Annotated in this window: 15 protein-coding genes; 9 read left to right on the plus strand and 6 right to left on the minus strand. The window is 59.2% G+C overall.

The genetic code is table 11. The features are described 5' to 3' along the window. Positions 1-152 precede the first annotated feature (152 nt). Positions 153-2,081 (plus strand): transglycosylase SLT domain-containing protein, encoded by a 1,929-nt coding sequence (locus tag JN524_RS20195; RefSeq protein ID WP_123588518.1) that lies wholly within the window; start codon positions 153-155, stop codon positions 2,079-2,081. A gap of 85 nt (positions 2,082-2,166) precedes the next feature. Here JN524_RS20195 and JN524_RS20200 read toward each other — a convergent pair whose 3' ends face one another. Continuing rightward, a complete protein-coding gene (locus tag JN524_RS20200) occupies positions 2,167-3,945 on the minus strand; it encodes an ABC transporter transmembrane domain-containing protein (protein WP_202370474.1) in 1,779 nt (592 codons plus the stop codon). A gap of 256 nt (positions 3,946-4,201) precedes the next feature. Here JN524_RS20200 and JN524_RS20205 point away from each other — a divergent pair, with 256 nt between their 5' ends. Continuing rightward, positions 4,202-4,381, plus strand: a complete 180-nt coding sequence (locus JN524_RS20205) for a PA1571 family protein (protein WP_027611439.1) — start codon at positions 4,202-4,204, stop codon at positions 4,379-4,381. Between the two features lie 158 nt (positions 4,382-4,539). On the opposite strand, the gene pdxB is transcribed toward JN524_RS20205, so the two are convergent. Further along, positions 4,540-5,682 carry a 4-phosphoerythronate dehydrogenase PdxB gene (pdxB, locus tag JN524_RS20210; protein WP_202370475.1) on the minus strand — a complete coding sequence of 381 codons (1,143 nt, stop codon included), beginning with the start codon at positions 5,680-5,682 and terminating at the stop codon, positions 4,540-4,542. A gap of 218 nt (positions 5,683-5,900) precedes the next feature. Here pdxB and JN524_RS20215 point away from each other — a divergent pair, with 218 nt between their 5' ends. Further along, positions 5,901-7,310, plus strand: coding sequence for an MATE family efflux transporter (locus tag JN524_RS20215; protein WP_202370476.1), 1,410 nt, complete (start codon positions 5,901-5,903; stop codon positions 7,308-7,310). A 49-nt stretch (positions 7,311-7,359) separates the two neighbouring features. On the opposite strand, the gene tusA is transcribed toward JN524_RS20215, so the two are convergent. Both tusA and rlmM read right to left on the minus strand, forming a co-directional pair. Then, complete coding sequence (tusA, locus tag JN524_RS20220; RefSeq protein ID WP_202370477.1) at positions 7,360-7,611, minus strand: sulfurtransferase TusA; 252 nt, start codon at positions 7,609-7,611, stop codon at positions 7,360-7,362. Positions 7,612-7,777: 166 nt separating this feature from the next. After that, complete coding sequence (gene rlmM, locus JN524_RS20225; RefSeq protein WP_202370478.1) at positions 7,778-8,851, minus strand: 23S rRNA (cytidine(2498)-2'-O)-methyltransferase RlmM; 1,074 nt, start codon at positions 8,849-8,851, stop codon at positions 7,778-7,780. Between the two features lie 218 nt (positions 8,852-9,069). On the opposite strand from rlmM, the gene acnA reads away from it, so the two are divergent. Continuing rightward, the gene (gene acnA / locus JN524_RS20230) at positions 9,070-11,811 is read left to right on the plus strand and encodes an aconitate hydratase AcnA (protein WP_202370479.1); all 2,742 of its coding nucleotides are present in this window, start codon (positions 9,070-9,072) and stop codon (positions 11,809-11,811) included. Between the two features lie 360 nt (positions 11,812-12,171). Here acnA and JN524_RS20235 read toward each other — a convergent pair whose 3' ends face one another. Beyond that, a complete protein-coding gene (locus JN524_RS20235; protein WP_202370480.1) occupies positions 12,172-12,660 on the minus strand; it encodes an SRPBCC family protein in 489 nt (162 codons plus the stop codon). Between the two features lie 186 nt (positions 12,661-12,846). Here JN524_RS20235 and JN524_RS20240 point away from each other — a divergent pair, with 186 nt between their 5' ends. The 5 genes from JN524_RS20240 (at position 12,847) to JN524_RS20260 (ending at position 16,021) form a co-directional block, all read left to right on the plus strand. Continuing rightward, complete coding sequence (locus JN524_RS20240; RefSeq protein WP_202370481.1) at positions 12,847-13,767, plus strand: ADP-ribosylglycohydrolase family protein; 921 nt, start codon at positions 12,847-12,849, stop codon at positions 13,765-13,767. Positions 13,768-13,819: 52 nt separating this feature from the next. Beyond that, positions 13,820-14,224 carry a lysozyme inhibitor LprI family protein gene (locus JN524_RS20245; RefSeq protein WP_202370482.1) on the plus strand — a complete coding sequence of 135 codons (405 nt, stop codon included), beginning with the start codon at positions 13,820-13,822 and terminating at the stop codon, positions 14,222-14,224. Between the two features lie 219 nt (positions 14,225-14,443). Continuing rightward, on the plus strand, positions 14,444-15,049 hold the full coding sequence (locus tag JN524_RS20250; RefSeq protein ID WP_202370483.1) for a hypothetical protein: 606 nt from the start codon (positions 14,444-14,446) through the stop codon (positions 15,047-15,049). A 9-nt stretch (positions 15,050-15,058) separates the two neighbouring features. Further along, positions 15,059-15,265 carry a helix-turn-helix domain-containing protein gene (locus tag JN524_RS20255; protein WP_003226632.1) on the plus strand — a complete coding sequence of 69 codons (207 nt, stop codon included), beginning with the start codon at positions 15,059-15,061 and terminating at the stop codon, positions 15,263-15,265. An 84-nt stretch (positions 15,266-15,349) separates the two neighbouring features. Further along, the gene (locus tag JN524_RS20260; protein WP_202370484.1) at positions 15,350-16,021 is read left to right on the plus strand and encodes a hypothetical protein; all 672 of its coding nucleotides are present in this window, start codon (positions 15,350-15,352) and stop codon (positions 16,019-16,021) included. A 75-nt stretch (positions 16,022-16,096) separates the two neighbouring features. On the opposite strand, the gene mrdA is transcribed toward JN524_RS20260, so the two are convergent. Further along, the gene (gene mrdA, locus JN524_RS20265; protein ID WP_202370485.1) at positions 16,097-17,989 is read right to left on the minus strand and encodes a penicillin-binding protein 2; all 1,893 of its coding nucleotides are present in this window, start codon (positions 17,987-17,989) and stop codon (positions 16,097-16,099) included. Positions 17,990-18,176 lie beyond the last annotated feature (187 nt).

The following is an 18,176-nucleotide window of genomic DNA, read 5'->3' on the forward strand; positions in this document are numbered from 1 at the left end:
TGTCTGCCGAAGCACTCTGCACAACATTTGTTGCGAACTTGTGCTGCAAGACCGGCAAAGCTTTCGCCCGTTGCTGGCAAAAGGCTAAGCTACAGACAATTCAGTGCTGGCCGCGGCCGGTGCTTGTCATGATTTCTCTGCCCGGATGTCTCATGCGCAGTCGCCTTTTCAGTGTCTTGTCCTGTTTGCTACTCACCGCCGCTGCCGCTCAATCCGCTCAGGCGGTGGATCTGTCCACCCAACGCCAGTATTACGATGAAGCCAAGCGCGCGCTGGCCAAGGGCGATACCGGCCCGTACTTCCGTTACAGCCAGGCCCTGGCCGATTACCCGCTGGAACCGTACCTGGCCTACGACGAACTGACCGCGCGTCTGAAGACCGCGAGCAACGAGGAAATCGAGAAATTCCTCGCCGAGCACGGCGACCTGCCCCAGGCCAACTGGATGAAGCTGCGCTGGTTGCGCTGGCTCGCCGACCGTGGCGATTGGGCGACCTTCACCAAGTATTACGACCCGAAACTCAACTTCACTGAACTGGACTGCCTCAATGCGCAGTTCCAGATCAGCAGCGGCCACAAGGCCGAGGGTTATGCCAACGCCGACAAACTGTGGCTGACCGGCAAATCGCAACCAGCCGCCTGTGACGGGCTGTTCGGCATCTGGGCCGCCGACGGTCAGTTGACCGAACAGAAACGCTGGGAACGCACAAAACTCGCCGCCCAGGCGCGCAACTATCCACTGGCCAACAGTCTGGTCAACGGCCTGACCACCCTCGCCCCGCGCGGTCGGCTGCTGGTAGATGTGGCGCAGAAACCCGAGCTGCTCAATCAGCCGTCGCGCTTCACCCCGGCCGACGAGCCGATGTCCGACGTGGTCAGCCTCGGCCTGCGCCGCCTCGCCCGCCAGGATCCGGACAAGGCCATGGCCCTGCTCGACGGATACGCCAGCAGCATGCATTTCTCCCGTGACGAGAAAGTCGCGATTGCCCGGGAAATCGGCCTGACCCTGGCCCGGCGTTTCGACAGCCGTGCGCTGGACGTGATGACCAAATACGATCCGGAACTGCGTGACAACACCGTGTCCGAATGGCGCCTGCGTTTGCTGCTGCGACTGGCACGCTGGGACGATGCGTATCAGTTGACTCGTCGTCTGCCACAGGATCTGGCGACCACCAACCGCTGGCGTTACTGGCAGGCCCGCAGTCTGGAACTGGCGCAACCACAGAACCCGGAAGCGCAGACTCTGTACAAGAATCTGGCGAAGGAACGCGACTTCTACGGTTTCCTCGCCGCCGACCGCTCGCAACTGCCTTACTCGCTGATGAACAAGCCGCTGGTACTCAGCCAGGCCACCATCAACAAGGTGCGTAACACTCCCGGCGTGCGGCGTGCTCTGGAATTCCATGCGCGTGGGCAGATCGTTGACGGTCGCCGCGAGTGGTATCACGTCAGTCGCCATTTCAATCGTGACGAAATGGTCGCTCAGGCCAAACTGGCCTACGACCTGAAATGGTACTTCCCGGCCATCCGCACCATCAGTCAGGCGCAATACTGGGACGACCTGGATATCCGCTTCCCGATGGCCCACCGCGACACACTGGTGCGTGAAGCCAAGACGCGCGGCCTGCACTCAAGCTGGGTGTTCGCCATCACCCGCCAGGAAAGTGCCTTCATGGACGACGCCCGCTCCGGCGTCGGGGCCAGCGGCCTGATGCAATTGATGCCCGGCACCGCCAAGGAAACCGCGCGCAAGTTCAGCATCCCGCTGGCCTCGCCGCAGCAAGTGCTCGATCCGGACAAGAACATCCAGCTCGGCGCCGCTTACCTGAGCCAGGTGCACAGCCAGTTCAACGGCAACCGCGTGCTCGCCTCCGCCGCCTACAACGCCGGCCCCGGCCGCGTGCGCCAGTGGCTGCGCGGCGCCGATCACCTGAGCTTCGACGTGTGGGTGGAAAGCATTCCGTTCGATGAAACCCGCCAGTATGTGCAGAACGTGCTGTCGTACTCGGTGATCTACGGCCAAAAGCTCAATTCGCCGCAGCCACTGGTGGATTGGCATGAGCGGTATTTTGATGATCAATGACAGGTGCTGAATACCTGAAATGAAAAATGCCCGCATCAATCGATGCGGGCATTTTTTTGCCGGCAGCAAAGATCTGCGGCAGTTTCTACACCGCCACCGCATGCCCATCATTGAACTGCAGCGCCGCCAGCCGCGCATACAGCGGATTGCTCACGATCAGCTCCTGATGGGTACCGATGGCCACCAGGCTACCCTGATCCATCACCGCGATCCGGTCGGCGTTTTTCACAGTGGCCAGGCGATGCGCGATTACCAGTGTGGTGCGGTTTTGCATCAGGCTGGGCAAGGCTTCCTGGATCAAGTGCTCGCTCTGGGCATCGAGGGCGCTGGTAGCTTCGTCCAGCAGCAGAATTGGTGCATCCACCAGCAGCGCGCGGGCGATCGCCAGGCGTTGACGCTGGCCGCCGGAAAGGCCAAGGCCGGCGTCCCCCAAGTGCGTCTGATAGCCGTTGGGCATCTTCTCGATGAAGTCATGGGCGTGGGCAATTCTTGCCGCTTCCTTGACCTGCTCCAGTGTCGCGCCAGCATTGCCGTAACGAATATTCTCTTCGACGCTGCCGAAAAACAGCGCAGGCGATTGCGAGACCAGAGCGAAATTGCGCCGCAGGTCCAGCGGGTCGAGGCTGGTCAGGGGCACGCCGTCGATCAGAATCCGCCCTTCAATCGGGTCGTAGAAGCGCAACAGCAGGTCATACACCGTGGACTTGCCGGCCCCGGATGGCCCGACAAGGGCCAATGTCTCGCCGGCCCTGATGGTCAGGCTCAAGCCGTTGACGGCGTAGCTGTCCGGACGCGACGGGTAGGAAAAGTGCACATTCTGCAATTGCAGTTCGCCCTTGATCCGGTCTGGCAACGTCACCAGCCCGAGGGGCGGCGGCTGGATGATGTTCTGCGAACTGAGCAGTTCGGCGATGCGCTCAGCGGCACCCGCCGCACGCTGCAACTCGCCGATGACTTCGCTCAACGTGCCGATCGCACTGCCAACAATCAGGCTATAGAAGACGAAAGCCGCCAGTTCGCCACCGGTGATGCGCCCGGCAATCACGTCCATGCCACCGACCCACAACATCACCGCCACCGCGCCGAGCACCAGCACGATCACTACGGTGATCATCCACGAGCGTTGAAAGATGCGCTTGCGCGCCGTGTCGAATGCATCCTCGACCGTCGTGGCGAAACGCCTCTCGTCCTGCACCTGATGGTTGTAGGCCTGCACGGTCTTGATCTGGCCAAGGGTCTCGGAAACATAGCTGCCGATGTCGGCGACCCGATCCTGGCTCAACCGCGACAGATTGCGCACACGCCGACCGAAAATCAGAATCGGCGCGACCACGAACGGCAAGGCAATCACCACGATGCTGGTGAGTTTCGGGTTGGTAATAAACAGCAGGACCACCCCGCCGATCACCATCAACAGGTTGCGCAAAAACATCGACAGTGACGAGCCGATCACCGATTGCAACAACGTGGTGTCGGCGGTCAGCCGCGACTGGATTTCCGAGCTGCGATTGTTCTCGTAGAAGCCGGGGTGCAGATAAACCAGATGATTGAACACCTCGCGCCGGATGTCCGCTACACAACGCTCGCCGATCCACGACACCCAGTAAAAACGCGCGAACGTGCCGACTGCCAGGCCCAGCACCATCAGCATGAAGATGCCGATGCTCTGATTCAGTTGGTGCGGCGACTGCGTCATGAAGCCCCGATCGACCAGCAATTTGATCCCCTGCCCCATCGACAAAGTGACGGCTGCGGTGACGATCAGCGCCAACAGCGCAGCGCCGACTTGCCAACGGTAAGGCGCCAGAAATCGGCTGGTCAGGCTCAGAGCTCGACGGTGCCGGGAAGAAAGCTTCGAGATCATTCAGGTACACATCCCTATTGGTGAAAGGGCTAGCCTAAACCTTCTATGGGGCGGAACTCTGTAAATCACAATGAGTCAGGTTAAATATGCCCCCAAAGACTAGGCCATAGTTGCTATTGGTCTAATGTCCCGGTTGAGACGAGCGGTCATTTCTGGTGGAGTGGAGATGCCGCTTTTGACAGACCCAAGGGTGTTGTCACAGCCTGGTCACGTGGCGGTTTTAATCTACGTGCACAACCTGATGAGGAGACAGGCCATGTCCTTGCAACACAGCAGCGATGACAAGATTCAAGTGATCCGCACCAAGCCCGGCCAACCTCTGGGATGCTCGATTATCGACAAGGATGGGCGAGAAGTACCGATCACTGAAGACATGATCCAGGACGCTTGCCGCGAACTGGAGAAGCGATTGGTCAAGCCTGCCGAACAAAAGTGATATAGCCACCGTCTTCCTGACCCGGCCCCTGTTTGGCCGGGTTTTTTCTGCCTGCCGTTCTCTCCTGTGTAGGAGCTGCCGAAGGCTGCGATCCTTTGATTTTGTTTCTCAGAGGCAAGATCAAAAAATCGCAGCCTTCGGCAGCTCCTACAGGATTTTCAGACAGCCACTGCCCCCAGCGCCGCCACAATCTTTTGCAACTGCGGCGAATCCCCGTCGATCCGCACCTTCAGCCCCTCGATCTCGCGTCGTACCGGATATTGCTTGCGCAACACATCGAATGCCGCACGCTGTTCAGCGACATTGCCTACAAGACTGCGGCGAAAATCCGCGTCATCACGGCGCGGGTCGTACACCCCGCGGCACAACATCGCCAGCGCCCAGGCCGGATCGCTGTCGGCGTGCAGGGTCACTTCTGACAGCCAGGGTGCCGGCAGCAGGTCACTGAGCTGGATGCTCGGCGGCTGACCGATCAATTCACAATAGGCCCGATAAATCTGCGCCGTCCCGCGCTGTTTGCCATCGAGGCTGTAGCCGGCAATGTGCGGCGTGGCCAACACGCAGAGTTCGGCAAGGGCGACATCGACCTCAGGCTCGGCTTCCCAAACATCGAGCACCGCTTGCAGGTCTTCGCGCTCCAGCAGCACTTTGCGCAATGCGGCGTTATCCACCACCGGCCCACGGGCGGCGTTGATCAGCCAGGTGCCGGGTTTGAGCTGGAGCAAACGCTGCTCATCGAACAGGTGCCAGGTCGCGCCTTCGCCGGTGCGCGTCAGCGGCGTGTGCAGGCTGATCACGTCGCACTGCTCGATGATCTGCTCGAGGCTGACGTAATCGCCGCCCTCGGCTGCCTGACGCGGCGGATCGCAAACTTTGACATTCCAGCCCAGGCCCTTGAGGACCTTGATCAGCCGCCCGCCAACTTCACCGGCGCCGATCACACCGTACGTACGGTGCGGCAAATCAACGCCTTCGATTTCCGCCAGAGTCATCAGGCTACCGAGCACGTAATCGACCACGCCCCGCGCATTGCACCCGGGTGCACTGGACCAGCTGATGCCGGCCTCGTTGAAATAATCGAGATCGAGATGATCGGTACCGATGGTGCACGTGCCGACGAAACGCACTTTGCTGCCTTCAAGCAACGCGCGGTTTACGTTCGTCACCGAACGCACCAGAAGCACATCGGCCTGCTCGACCGTCGCACGGTCGATGGAACGGCCCGGCACCCGGCGGATCTCGCCGAAACCGGCAAAAAAGGCATCGAGCAGCGGGATATTTTCGTCGGCAACAATCAGCATGGCGGGCTCCTTGAGGGGATCGGCAGTTTAACTGTAGGAGCTGCCGCAGGCTGCGATCTTTTGATTTTGTTTTTCAAGCTCGAGATCGAGTTCAAAAGATCGCAGCCTGCGGCAGCTCCTACAGATTACAAATCCGCAACAGAGGATTTTTCCTGACTGTCACGTCAGCGGCGTAGAATGCGGCGCCTTGCGCATCAACACCTGTGGACGCTTTGCCTGTGAATTCTGTTACTGATCAACCTCTCGCTGCCTCACTCACCCGCCCCGCGCGAATTCGCCTGGAGTTCAGGAACCTGCTCGCCCTGGCCTTGCCGATCATCATCGCGCAACTGGCGACTACCGCGATGGGCTTCGTCGATGCGGTGATGGCCGGCCGCGTCGGGCCGAAAGATCTGGCGGCGGTAGCGCTGGGCAACTCGATCTGGGTCCCGGTGTTTCTGCTGATGACCGGCACCCTGCTGGCCACCACGCCGAAAGTCGCCCAGCGTTTTGGCGCTGGCACCCACAATGAAATCGGCCCGATCGTGCGTCAGGCGCTGTGGCTGGCGCTGGTGGTGGGCCTGATCGCGACAGCGATGCTGGTCGCCGCCGAACCGGTGCTGCATCTGATGAAGGTCGATCCCGAGCTGATCGGCCCGTGCATGCAATACCTGCACGGCATTGCCAGCGGTCTGCCAGCGGTGGCGTTCTATCACGTGCTGCGCTGCACCAGTGACGGCATCGGCCGCACTCGCCCGGCGATGGTGCTGGGGCTGTGCGGTCTGGCGCTGAACATTCCGCTGAACTACATCTTCATCTATGGCCACTTCGGCGTGCCGGCCATGGGCGGCGTGGGTTGCGGTTGGGCCACGGCCATCGTGATGTGGGTCATGGCGCTGGGGCTGGCCGGTTATGAGCGCTGGGCGCCGGCCTATCGTTCAAGTGAAATCTTCAGCCGCTTCGACTGGCCACAATGGGCGGTGATCAAGCGTCTGCTGGCGATCGGTCTGCCGATTGGCATCGCGGTGTTTGCCGAGTCGAGCATCTTTGCGGTGATCGCCCTGCTGATCGGCAGTCTCGGCGCCACCGTGGTGGCCGGGCATCAGATCGCGCTTAACGTCAGCTCGCTGGTGTTCATGATTCCGTATTCGCTGGGCATGGCGGTGACCGTACGCGTCGGCCAGGCACTGGGCCGTGAAGAGCCGCGTGAAGCACGCTTTGCAGCCGGCGTCGGCATGGGCACTGCACTGGCTTACGCCTGTATTTCGGCGAGCATGATGCTGTTGCTGCGCGAGCCGATTGCGTCGATCTACACGGCGGATCCGACGGTGATCCACATCGCGGCGATGCTGATTGTGTACTCGGCGCTGTTTCAGTTTTCCGATGCGATCCAGGTGACGGCTGCCGGCGCTCTGCGCGGTTATCAGGACACCCGGGTAACGATGATCCTGACCCTGTTCGCCTATTGGGGCATCGGTCTGCCGGTGGGTTACGCCCTCGGCCTGACCGACTGGCTCGGCGAACCGCGTGGCCCGAGCGGCTTATGGCAGGGTTTGATCGTCGGTTTGAGCTGCGCGGCATTCATGCTCTCGATCCGCCTGACCCGCAGTGCGCGCAAGCGTATTCGGATCAGTCGTTCGGTGGGCTGATCAGCCATAAAAAAAGACCTGCACATGCAGGTCTTTTTTTTGCCCGAATTCAAGTGGACTTCTTGCGGATCCAGTACAGATAAGTACCGGCCTCTTCGTGTTGCCCCACCAGTTCGTGGTCGAGAAACACGCAGAACTTGGGAATGTCGCGACGGGTCGAGGGATCGGTGGCGATCACCTTGAGCAGGCCGCCAGGCACCAGGTCACGAATGTGCTGGTGCAGCATCATCACCGGCTCCGGGCAATTGAGACCGGTGGCGTCGAGGGTGCCGTCGACCGGGGTATCGATCATTTCACTCATGATTCACTCCTGAAACTGGCCGGCATTGTCGCGCATTGCCGGGTGCTCAGTCATCTGTGGTGTTACGCCACACCCCTGTAGGAGCTGCCGCAGGCTGCGATCTTTTGACGTTGATTTAAGATCAAAAGATCGCAGCCTGCGGCAGCTCCTACAGGGATCTACGGTGTTAGCGGGATTTGGCTTTCTTGATGTCATGCCGACGCAGATGGCAGGTCACTTCCTCGCGGTCGTGATACAGCTGCTTGCAGCCAATATCGACCTTGATCCCACGCGCCTTGAAGCCATCGGCGATGCGTTCGAGCAAGCGCTTCACTTCGGCATAGCGCTGTTTCATCGGCAGTTTGAGGTTGACCACCGCTTCGCGGCAGTGGCCGTCGCCAATCCACTCTTCCAGCATCGCCGCATTGCGTGCCGGCTTCTCGACGATATCGCAGACCATCCAGTCCACCGGCTGCTTGGGTTTGAAGGTGAAGCCGTCGGCCATCAAGTGTTGCACCAGACCGGTGTCCATCAGGCTTTCAGCCATCGGGCCGTTGTCGATGGCGGTCACCAGCATGCCGCGGTTGACCAGTTGCCAGGTCCAGCCGCCCGGTGCCGCGCCGAGGTCGACGCCGGTCATGTCGCTGTGCAGGCGCTCGTCCCACTGATCACGCGGGATGAAGTGGTGCCAGGCCTCCTCCAGTTTCAACGTCGAACGGCTGGGTGCCTCGCGCGGAAACTTCAGACGCGGAATGCCCATCGGCCACATCGCCGAGTTGCCGGCGTCGGCCATGCCGAGAAACACTTCGCGACCACTCTTGAAGGTCAGCAGCAGACGCGGTTTGCTCGCGTCGTCGACCAGTTTACCGGCACCGGTCAGCGCCTTGCGCAGCGGGCCTTCGAATTTCTTGCAGAAGTTCGACAGCTCTTTACCGTCGTTGGTGTCGACCACTTCCAGCCACAGGCTGCCGCAGACCGGGAAGTCCGCCATGTGCTCGAGGATCACGCTGATACGGTCGGTTTCCGGCAGATTGATGAAAACGCCCCGCGCCCATTGCCGCGGGAAAATCAGTTCGGCGAAACGCTGACCGCGCATCAGGCGCTCGGCACCGTCGGCTTCGGTGCAGACAAACTCGGCGTACGCGGTGGCCGGCTTGGCCTTGGCGTAACCGGCGACGTTGAGTTGGGCGGCGAGGTCGGAAATCTCCGAACAGACTTCGCCTTCGAAGCCTGGCCGGCAATGCATGAATAGGGTGTTCATTCTTACTCCTGGGCAGAGGGCGGACATTCGGCCCCTGCTGCTCAAGCCTTGCGGTGAAGCAAAGCCTGTCACGAAAACCGGCGCATGATAGCCGAGTTCGGAACCTTGGACTTGTCGATAGAGTCCAGTTATTAGCCAGCTACTGAAAACAGGGCTACGTTGATAGCTCTGCCCGTCCCCTCAATCCGTAGCCGTGCGGATTCAAAGGAGTGATCGTAATGCCGTCCCTCGATAGTCTGAAGTCCCTTAAAACACTGCAGATCGACCAAAAAACCTACCACTATTTCAGCCTGCCGGATGCCGCGAAGAGCCTGGGCAATATCGACCAGTTGCCGATGTCGCTGAAAGTCCTGCTGGAAAACCTGCTGCGCTGGGAAGATGAAAAAACTGTCACCGGCGCCGACCTCAAGGCCATCGCTGCCTGGCTCAAGGAGCGTCGCTCCGACCGGGAAATCCAGTACCGCCCGGCCCGGGTATTGATGCAAGACTTTACCGGTGTACCCGCCGTGGTCGACCTCGCCGCGATGCGCGCGGCGATGGCCAAGGCCGGCGGTGATCCACAGCGAATCAACCCGCTGTCGCCGGTGGATCTGGTGATCGACCACTCGGTGATGGTCGACAAATTCGCTACCCCGAGCGCCTTCGAACAGAACGTCGACATCGAGATGCAGCGCAACGGCGAGCGCTACGCGTTCCTGCGCTGGGGTCAGAGCGCCTTCGACAACTTCAGCGTAGTGCCGCCGGGCACCGGGATCTGCCACCAGGTCAACCTCGAATACCTCGGGCGCACGGTATGGACCAAGGATGAGGACGGCCGCACCTACGCCTTCCCCGACACCCTGGTCGGCACCGACTCCCATACCACCATGATCAACGGCCTTGGCGTACTCGGCTGGGGCGTTGGCGGGATCGAGGCGGAAGCGGCGATGCTCGGCCAACCGGTGTCGATGCTGATTCCGGAAGTGATCGGTTTCAAACTCACCGGAAAGCTCAAGGAAGGCATCACCGCCACCGACCTGGTGCTGACCGTCACGCAGATGCTGCGCAAAAAAGGGGTGGTCGGCAAATTCGTCGAATTCTACGGCGACGGTCTCGCCGACCTGCCACTGGCCGACCGCGCGACCATCGCCAACATGGCCCCGGAATATGGCGCGACCTGCGGCTTCTTCCCGGTCGATGACGTAACCCTCGAATACCTGCGCCTGTCTGGTCGCCCTGCCGAAGTGGTGAAACTGGTCGAGGCCTACACCAAGGCTCAGGGCCTGTGGCGCCTGCCCGGCCAGGAACCGGTGTTTACCGACAGCCTGGCGCTGGACATGGGCAGCGTCGAAGCCAGCCTGGCCGGGCCAAAGCGCCCGCAGGATCGGGTTTCGCTGCCGAATGTGGCGCAGGCCTTCAGTGATTTCATGGACCTGCAATTCAAGCCCACCAGCAAGGAAGAAGGCCGTCTGGAAAGCGAGGGCGGCGGTGGCGTGGCCGTGGGTAACGCCGATCTGGTCGGCGAAACCGAGTACGAATACGAAGGCCACACCTATCGCCTGAAAAACGGCGCGGTGGTGATCGCCGCGATCACCTCCTGCACCAACACCTCGAACCCGAGCGTGATGATGGCGGCCGGTCTGCTGGCGAAAAAAGCCGTGGAGAAAGGCCTGACCCGCAAGCCATGGGTCAAGAGTTCGCTGGCACCCGGCTCGAAAGTGGTCACCGACTACTACAAGGCTGCCGGCCTGACGCAATATCTCGATCAACTTGGATTTTCGCTGGTCGGCTATGGCTGCACTACCTGCATCGGCAACTCCGGGCCATTACCGGAGCCGATCGAGAAGGCCATTCAGAAAGCTGACCTCACTGTGGCGTCGGTGCTCTCCGGCAACCGCAACTTCGAAGGCCGCGTGCACCCACTGGTGAAAACCAACTGGCTGGCCTCGCCGCCGCTGGTGGTCGCCTACGCCCTGGCCGGCAGCGTGCGTACAGACATCAGCACTGAACCGCTGGGCAACGACCAGCAAGGCAATCCGGTGTACCTGCGCGACATCTGGCCGAGCAGCAAGGAAATCGCCGAGGCGGTGAATCAGGTGAACACCGCGATGTTCCACAAGGAATACGCCGAAGTGTTTGCCGGCGACGAGCAATGGCAAGCGATCCAGGTGCCGCAAGCCGCCACCTATGTGTGGCAGGAAGATTCGACCTACATCCAGCATCCACCGTTCTTCGACGACATTTCCGGCCCGTTGCCAGTGATCACCGACGTCAAGGGTGCGCGGGTTCTGGCGCTGTTGGGCGATTCAGTAACCACTGACCACATCTCCCCTGCCGGCAACATCAAGGCTGACAGTCCGGCCGGGCGCTATCTGCGCGAAAAAGGCGTGGAGCCGCGGGACTTCAACTCCTATGGCTCACGGCGTGGCAACCACGAAGTGATGATGCGCGGCACATTCGCCAACATCCGCATTCGTAACGAGATGCTCGGCGGCGAAGAAGGTGGCAACACGATCTACATCCCGAGCGGCGAGAAAATGCCGATTTACGATGCCGCCATGCGTTATCAGGCATCGGGCACGCCACTGGTGGTGATCGCCGGTCAGGAATACGGCACCGGCTCCAGCCGTGACTGGGCGGCCAAAGGCACCAACCTGCTGGGGGTCAAAGCGGTGATCGCTGAAAGCTTCGAGCGTATCCACCGTTCCAACCTGGTGGGCATGGGCGTGTTGCCGCTGCAGTTCAAGCTCGATCAGAACCGCAAGAGCCTGAACCTCACCGGCAAGGAAACCCTGGATATTCAGGGCCTGACCGGTGTCGAGCTGACGCCGCGCATGAACCTGACGCTGGTGATCACCCGTGAAGACGGGCGCCAGGAGAAAATCGAGGTGCTGTGCCGCATTGATACGTTGAATGAGGTGGAGTACTTCAAGTCCGGCGGGATTCTGCACTACGTTCTGCGCCAGCTGATCGCCTCTTGATTGCTTGATTCCTGTGGTGAGGGGATTCATCCCCGATGGACTGCGCAGCAGGCCCTTTTTGGGGTCGCTTCGCTACCCATCGGGGATAAATCCCCTCGCTACAGGTGCTCGACACAAGCCTTCAGCGCTTTTGTACAGGCGAAAAAAAACCCGCCGAAGCGGGTTTTTCCCAAGACCATTATCGACTCCCTGTCGGCAGCAATCCTTGCTATGGTCGATCATCCGTGATCCTGAAACACTCCCTGTGTCTCAGTTGATGGGTGTAGATTACGCCGTGGATCCAATCGGCAATAGTCGCAAAAGCTACCAACGCGTGTAAGACATTCGCCATAGAAGCCCTTCCGAAAACCCTTAGACGTATCAGCCACCTTCACTTTCCCGAGCCTTGGCGCTTTCGGCGAGAAACTGTTCAAGTCGACTCAACTGTTCCTCCCAGCCTCGGCTATCCATGTAATAGGCCTCCTTCTGCCGCACGTCGGGAATATGCGCAAATCCGGATTCGGACACTTTGAGCAGAGTGCCGGCCTCATAATCCTGCAGTTCGAACTTGACCAGCGTCGTCGGCTCCTGGGAATAGTCGATCTTCGGGTTGACCGCGTACGGGTGCCAGCGAAACGAAAACAACTGCTGCGGCTCGACCCGCTCGACCAAAACGTTCCACAAAACGTGTTCATAACCGGGATAGGTGACCTGCCCCTGCGTCCATTCTCCGGCGACAAATCGCCTGCCCTCCAGCGCCACACCAAACCATTGGCCAAATGCCTCGGCATCAACCAATGCGCGCCAGACATGAGATCGCGGCGCCTTCAGCGTGATTTTTCGTTCGAAACTATTGGGTACCGGTTTCATAAGTCACCTCCTGTTCTGAACAGTAGGCTTGTATGACCACATGTCCAACCTGAAGTTGTATCAAAGGCATGCACCTGTGCAGCACGAGAGAAACATTCGGCGGCATTTTCGATCGTTGAATTGAGCGCCCCCATCCGATGAACCTGTTACCTTTTCCTGCGAAATGGACACAGACAAGGACGAAGCATGCAGCCTTCTCTATCCGAACGTTATCGCGGCGCCCTGCTTGGCCTTGCTTGCGGCGACGCCGTTGGCACCACGGTGGAGTTCAAGCCACGAGGCTCATTCCAGCCGCTGACGGACATGGTCGGTGGCGGTCCCTTCCACTTGAAGCCAGGGCAATGGACGGATGACACCTCGATGGCGCTGTGCCTGGCAGAAAGTCTTCTGAGCAAAAACACATTCGATGCAGCAGACCAGATGGGACGCTATCTCAACTGGTGGAAATGGGGCTATCTCAGCTCCACAGGTGAGTGTTTCGATATCGGCCTGACAGTCAGCCAGGCGCTGTCGCAGTATCTGCAAACCGGTCAGCCCTTTGCGGGATCAACCGACCCGTTTACCGCCGGTAACGGCTCGCTGATGCGTCTGGCACCCGTGGTGCTGTTTTACTTCCCTGATGCCCGGCAGATCCGCCAATTCGCCAGCGACAGTTCTCGGACAACCCACGCGGCTCCCGAGGTCATCGAATGCTGTCAGTTGTTTGCCGAGGTGATCAACAAAGCCTTGCTTGGCGCGTCCAAGTCAGAATTGCGCAAACTGTCAGGCTCAACCTTCGTTCAAGCAAAAGTCGCAGCCATGGCCCGAGGTGATTACCTCATAAAGTCGGCGGACGAAATCCGTGGCAGCGGCTACAGCGTCGAGTCCCTGGAAGCGGCGCTGTGGTGTTTTCATCACACCGACAGTTTCGCCGCAGCGATTCTGCAAGCGGCCAACCTGGGCGATGACGCCGACACCACGGCCGCTATCGTGGGACAAATGGCCGGCGCCTATTACGGCGTTCGGGCGATTCCTGCCCACTGGCTGGAAATGCTCCATGACGGCGAGGAGATTGCGGCCACCGCAGATCGCCTGCTCGAAGCATCCCGGCTACGCGTGCCTGAATAGAAGCCCCAGAGTCGCTAAACTGCACTTTCATCCGACACAGTGAGATTCCCCCATGTCCCCACACCTGCTTCTGGCCCTGACCCCCTTTCTGTTCACCCCCCTCGCCCACGCGAGCGTCGACTGCGCCAATGCCAGCGATCAGGCCACCATGAACCAGTGTGCCGGGCAGGAATTCAAGGCGGCGGACAAGGAACTGAATACGGTGTATCAGCAGATTACCGGTCGTTTGAAGGACAACCCTGACAGCAAGAAGCTGCTGGTGGGTGCGCAGCGAGCATGGATCGGGTTTCGCGATGCCGAGTGCAAGTTTTCCGCATCCGGGGTCGAAGGCGGGAGTGTTTATCCATTGATCTACAGCAATTGCCTGACCGGGGTGACCAAGGTGCGGGTCGAGGCGCTGAAGCAATATTTGAAGTGTCAGGAGGGAGACATGAGTTGCCCGGTACCCGGGGCCTGATTTTGTAGGAGTTTCGGTCTTGCCGATAGATTTGTTGATTTCACTCTTGGAGCGCCTTCGGCGCAATCGCCAGCGAGTCGACTCCCCGGACCATTACAAATAATTGGTCGAAGCCGCGGCAGAAGAAGATGCCGCGGCAAACGAATCAAAATTAATTATTGTAATTAGATAATTTTTAATCGAAAATTCGCTACCAAATTGTAACAACCAGGAATTTTCATGAGTACTCACATCAACGGATTGGCGCCGCAGCGCATGCATTGGATCGGGCTGCTGGCAGCGTTTCTCGTCTGGGTTCTGGGTGTGACGGAGGTAGGCGGCAACGCGACGATCTGGTTCTTCAAAAAGGATGAAATGCTGGCGGGCCTGCTCAATGCCTTTGCAGAAGGCTCGCCGCAATTGCTTGACCCGTTTGTCGAAGGCGCGCTGCTTGATCCCGACACCTGGCTATCGTCAACGGTCACTGCGCTGATCGTTTTTCTGGATTTCCTGCCCGTTGTCCTGTCGGCTTACGCGTTATGGCTGACCGGATTGTTTTTCTTGCGCTTGTCACGCGGCGAAACCTGGACCGATCGCAATATCGGAGTCCTGTGGCGAGTGGGGGTGCTGTGCATCGTTTCTCCGGCGGCTTACCCGCTGGTAGAGACTTTGCAAGGTCTGGCTTTGTCGATCGATCTGCCGCCGGGGGATCGCATTTTTCAGTTCTCGATCGGCCTGTCTTCCTCTTCTGCCTACGAGATAATCAAAGGCGTATTGCTCTGTTCGTTTTCAATTATCATGCGCGATGCAAAAGTACTCAGCGATGAGCAAAGTCAATACATATAGAACAACATAATGACCATTATCGTCCGCCTTGACGTTGTCATGGCCACGCAAAAAATTCGCTCGAAAGAGTTAGCCGCCCTGCTCGGGATCACCGAGGCCAATCTGTCATTGCTGAAAAACGGCAAAGTCAAAGGCGTGAAGATGGCAACTCTGGACAAGCTCTGCGCTGCGCTCGATTGCCAACCGGGCGATCTGCTGGAATACCAGAAAGACTGAGACTTTCCTCTGACGGCGAGTTGTTTATCGCAAGTCCTAATCGTTTAACTCTTATTCATTCCTTAGTTTCAAGGCGGCTTTGTCATGTCCCGTTATTTGTTATGCGCGCTGTTATTGCTGACAGCGTCACTCAGCGGCTGCGCTACAAAACTAGACGTAGCACTCAATGCAATACCTGATCCGGACTATCAGTTTGACCGAAAGGCAACCGTACTGGTGACCTCGACCAACAGCGCCGATGAGAACGCACTGAATGCCCGCTACTATCTTCGCGACATGGTCAACGCACTGAAAGACAGGGGCTTCCAGGAGGTCTATACCGACGCCAGCCTGCCCAGGAGTCATGCACCGATCAAAATGACCATCAGTCTCGATATCGGCAGCCGGCAAGTGTCTTACCGCTACACCGCCACCGACTATGGACAAGTGCCAACCAGCACGACGACCGTGTGCAAGAACACCAAGAAGAAAGATGACCGACTGACCTGCACCAGTAAACCCAGCACAACCTATGGTCCGGTGGGCACTTCAGAGCGAATCGGCTACACCACCCTGAGTACTTTCATTGCCACCGCCCGGGATGAGACGAGTAAACGCACGGTGTATCTGCTGCGGGCATCGTCCTATAACGAGGACTGTCTGGCTGCCAAGGTCGAAGCATTTCTGGTCGAGCAAGGCCTGCAGAACCTGAATTTTCAGGACCGCCTGCAACGCAACTACAGCGTCACGATGCCCGAGGGTTACAGCTGCAAATAGTCAGTTGCCCAAACGTCTGTCTCGACAGCTTCACAGCGCAGCCGATGTGAGCCGGCGCTGTGAAGCTGATCCAGGTTACACGTGCGGATCACCCGGCGGCTTGGCGGGCGCCGCGTATTGCGGCTTGAGGTGGCCGTCCTGATCCAGTAACCAGGCGTCCATGATCTGCCGCACGACAGGGCCGGCCACTCGACCACCGGCCTCACCGTTTTCGATCATCACCGAGATGGCGATTTTCGGGTGCTCTGCTGGAGCGAAGCCGACAAACAAGGCATTGTCGCGATGCCGTTCAAGGGTTTTCTCACGGTTGTAACGCTCACCCTGCTTGATCGCCACCACTTGCGCAGTACCGCTCTTACCGGCAATGCGGTATTGCGCACCGGCCGCTGCAGCGCGCGCGATACCCCGGGCATCGTGCATCACCATCTGCATGCCGTGGTTGACCTGATCCCAGTCGCGCGGGTTCTTCAGCAGGATATTCGGCATCGGATGCTCGTCGATCGGCGCCACGCCATCGACTGTCTTCGCCAGGTGCGGACGATTCCATACGCCCTTGTTGGCGATCAGTGCGGTGGCCTGAGCCAGTTGTAGCGGCGTAACCTGCATGTAGCCCTGCCCAATCCCGAGGATCACCGTTTCCCCCGGGAACCAGGCCTGACGGCGCGTGGCGCGTTTCCAGGCCTGAGACGGCATCAAACCGGGCGACTCTTCGAACATGTCCAGCGAGACTTTTTCGCCGAGGCCGAACATCGCCATGTAGTCGTGCAGGCGATCGATGCCGAGCTTGTGTGCCAGGTCGTAGAAGTAGGTGTCGTTGGAGCGCATGATTGCCGCGTCCATGTCCACCCAGCCATCGCCACTGTGGTTCCAGTTGCGGTACTTGTGATCGAAATCCGGGAGTTGGTAGTAGCCTGGGTCAAAGACGCGGGTCTGCGGCGTCACGACTCCGGTATCGAGGCCGGCAATCGCCACTTCTGGTTTGATGGTCGAGCCTGGCGCGTACAGGCCGCGCAGCACACGGTTGAACAGCGGCCGGTCGATGGAATCGCGTAGTGCCGAGTATTCCTTGGAACTGATGCCCGTTACGAACAGGTTCGGGTCGAAGCTCGGATTGCTGACCATGGCCAGCACTTCACCAGTGGACGGGTCGAGAGCCACCACCGAGCCACGACGATCGCCCAGTGCGGCTTCGGCAGCCTCCTGCAGTTTGACGTCGAGGCTTAGAACGATGTTTTTGCCAGGCACCGGATCGGTGTGCTTGAGCACCCGCAATACTCGGCCCTGGGCGTTGGTCTCAACTTCTTCATAGCCAACGTGACCGTGCAGTTGCGCTTCGTAGAAGCGTTCGATACCGGTTTTTCCGATGGACTGCGTGCCGCGGTACTCTACCGAATCGAGGGTCTTGGACTCTTTTTCATTGATCCGGCCAACGTAGCCGATCGAATGCGCGAAGTGCGGACCCAGCGGGTAATGACGGACAAACTGCGGCTCCACATCCAGGCCCGGCAAACGGAATTCGTTGACCGCTAATACGGCGATCTGCTCTTCGGTCAGCTCATAGAACAACGTCACGGGGGTAAATGGGTGACGGGACTGCTTCATGGCCTTATCGAAAACCGTGCGATCCTCTGCGGGCAGGTGCAGGAGATTGATCACCTCGTCCAACTCCTGATTTACGTCAGTAGCGCGTTCGCGGGTGATGACCAAGTTGTAACTGGGGCGGTTATCCGCGAGCAGCACACCGTTGCGGTCGTAGATCAGGCCTCTTGTCGGCGGGATCGGCAAGACGTGGACGCGGTTATTTTCAGAGATGGTCGAGTGGTAGTCATATTCAACCACTTGGAGGATGTACAGACGTACCACCAACGCGCAGCTGATAGCAAAGACGAACAGAGCGCAGGCGATCAACCGCTTGTTGACCAGACGCGTCTCTTTTTCGTGATCCTTGATCGGGATGGGCTCAGGCATTTCTACAGCAGCTCTTTGACATAAATTGAGTGCCGATCCGTGGGCATGACATCAGTCCGTTAAAAAACGAGCTGCACCATACCAAAAACCGAGTGGTCACTTCAGAAGGATTTTCCCCAATGGCAGTCCCGGCGACGGTTGGAACGCTGGTTCCGTCAAATCCGACGAGCGCAGCACTTTCCTGCGA

This window comes from Pseudomonas sp. MWU318 (assembly GCF_016756945.1).
Taxonomy (GTDB): domain Bacteria; phylum Pseudomonadota; class Gammaproteobacteria; order Pseudomonadales; family Pseudomonadaceae; genus Aquipseudomonas; species Aquipseudomonas putida_A.

What these genes read in the sequence shown, in the direction of transcription:
- JN524_RS20195 (WP_123588518.1), top strand. Translation starts at nt 153, where the DNA reads ATGCGCAGTCGCCTTTTCAGTGTCTTGTCCTGTTTGCTACTCACCGCC.
- JN524_RS20200 (WP_202370474.1), bottom strand. Translation starts at nt 3,945, where the DNA reads ATGATCTCGAAGCTTTCTTCCCGGCACCGTCGAGCTCTGAGCCTGACC.
- JN524_RS20205 (WP_027611439.1), top strand. Translation starts at nt 4,202, where the DNA reads ATGTCCTTGCAACACAGCAGCGATGACAAGATTCAAGTGATCCGCACC.
- pdxB (WP_202370475.1), bottom strand. Translation starts at nt 5,682, where the DNA reads ATGCTGATTGTTGCCGACGAAAATATCCCGCTGCTCGATGCCTTTTTT.
- tusA (WP_202370477.1), bottom strand. Translation starts at nt 7,611, where the DNA reads ATGAGTGAAATGATCGATACCCCGGTCGACGGCACCCTCGACGCCACC.
- rlmM (WP_202370478.1), bottom strand. Translation starts at nt 8,851, where the DNA reads ATGAACACCCTATTCATGCATTGCCGGCCAGGCTTCGAAGGCGAAGTC.
- acnA (WP_202370479.1), top strand. Translation starts at nt 9,070, where the DNA reads ATGCCGTCCCTCGATAGTCTGAAGTCCCTTAAAACACTGCAGATCGAC.
- JN524_RS20235 (WP_202370480.1), bottom strand. Translation starts at nt 12,660, where the DNA reads ATGAAACCGGTACCCAATAGTTTCGAACGAAAAATCACGCTGAAGGCG.
- JN524_RS20240 (WP_202370481.1), top strand. Translation starts at nt 12,847, where the DNA reads ATGCAGCCTTCTCTATCCGAACGTTATCGCGGCGCCCTGCTTGGCCTT.
- JN524_RS20245 (WP_202370482.1), top strand. Translation starts at nt 13,820, where the DNA reads ATGTCCCCACACCTGCTTCTGGCCCTGACCCCCTTTCTGTTCACCCCC.
- JN524_RS20250 (WP_202370483.1), top strand. Translation starts at nt 14,444, where the DNA reads ATGAGTACTCACATCAACGGATTGGCGCCGCAGCGCATGCATTGGATC.
- JN524_RS20255 (WP_003226632.1), top strand. Translation starts at nt 15,059, where the DNA reads ATGACCATTATCGTCCGCCTTGACGTTGTCATGGCCACGCAAAAAATT.
- JN524_RS20260 (WP_202370484.1), top strand. Translation starts at nt 15,350, where the DNA reads ATGTCCCGTTATTTGTTATGCGCGCTGTTATTGCTGACAGCGTCACTC.
- mrdA (WP_202370485.1), bottom strand. Translation starts at nt 17,989, where the DNA reads ATGCCTGAGCCCATCCCGATCAAGGATCACGAAAAAGAGACGCGTCTG.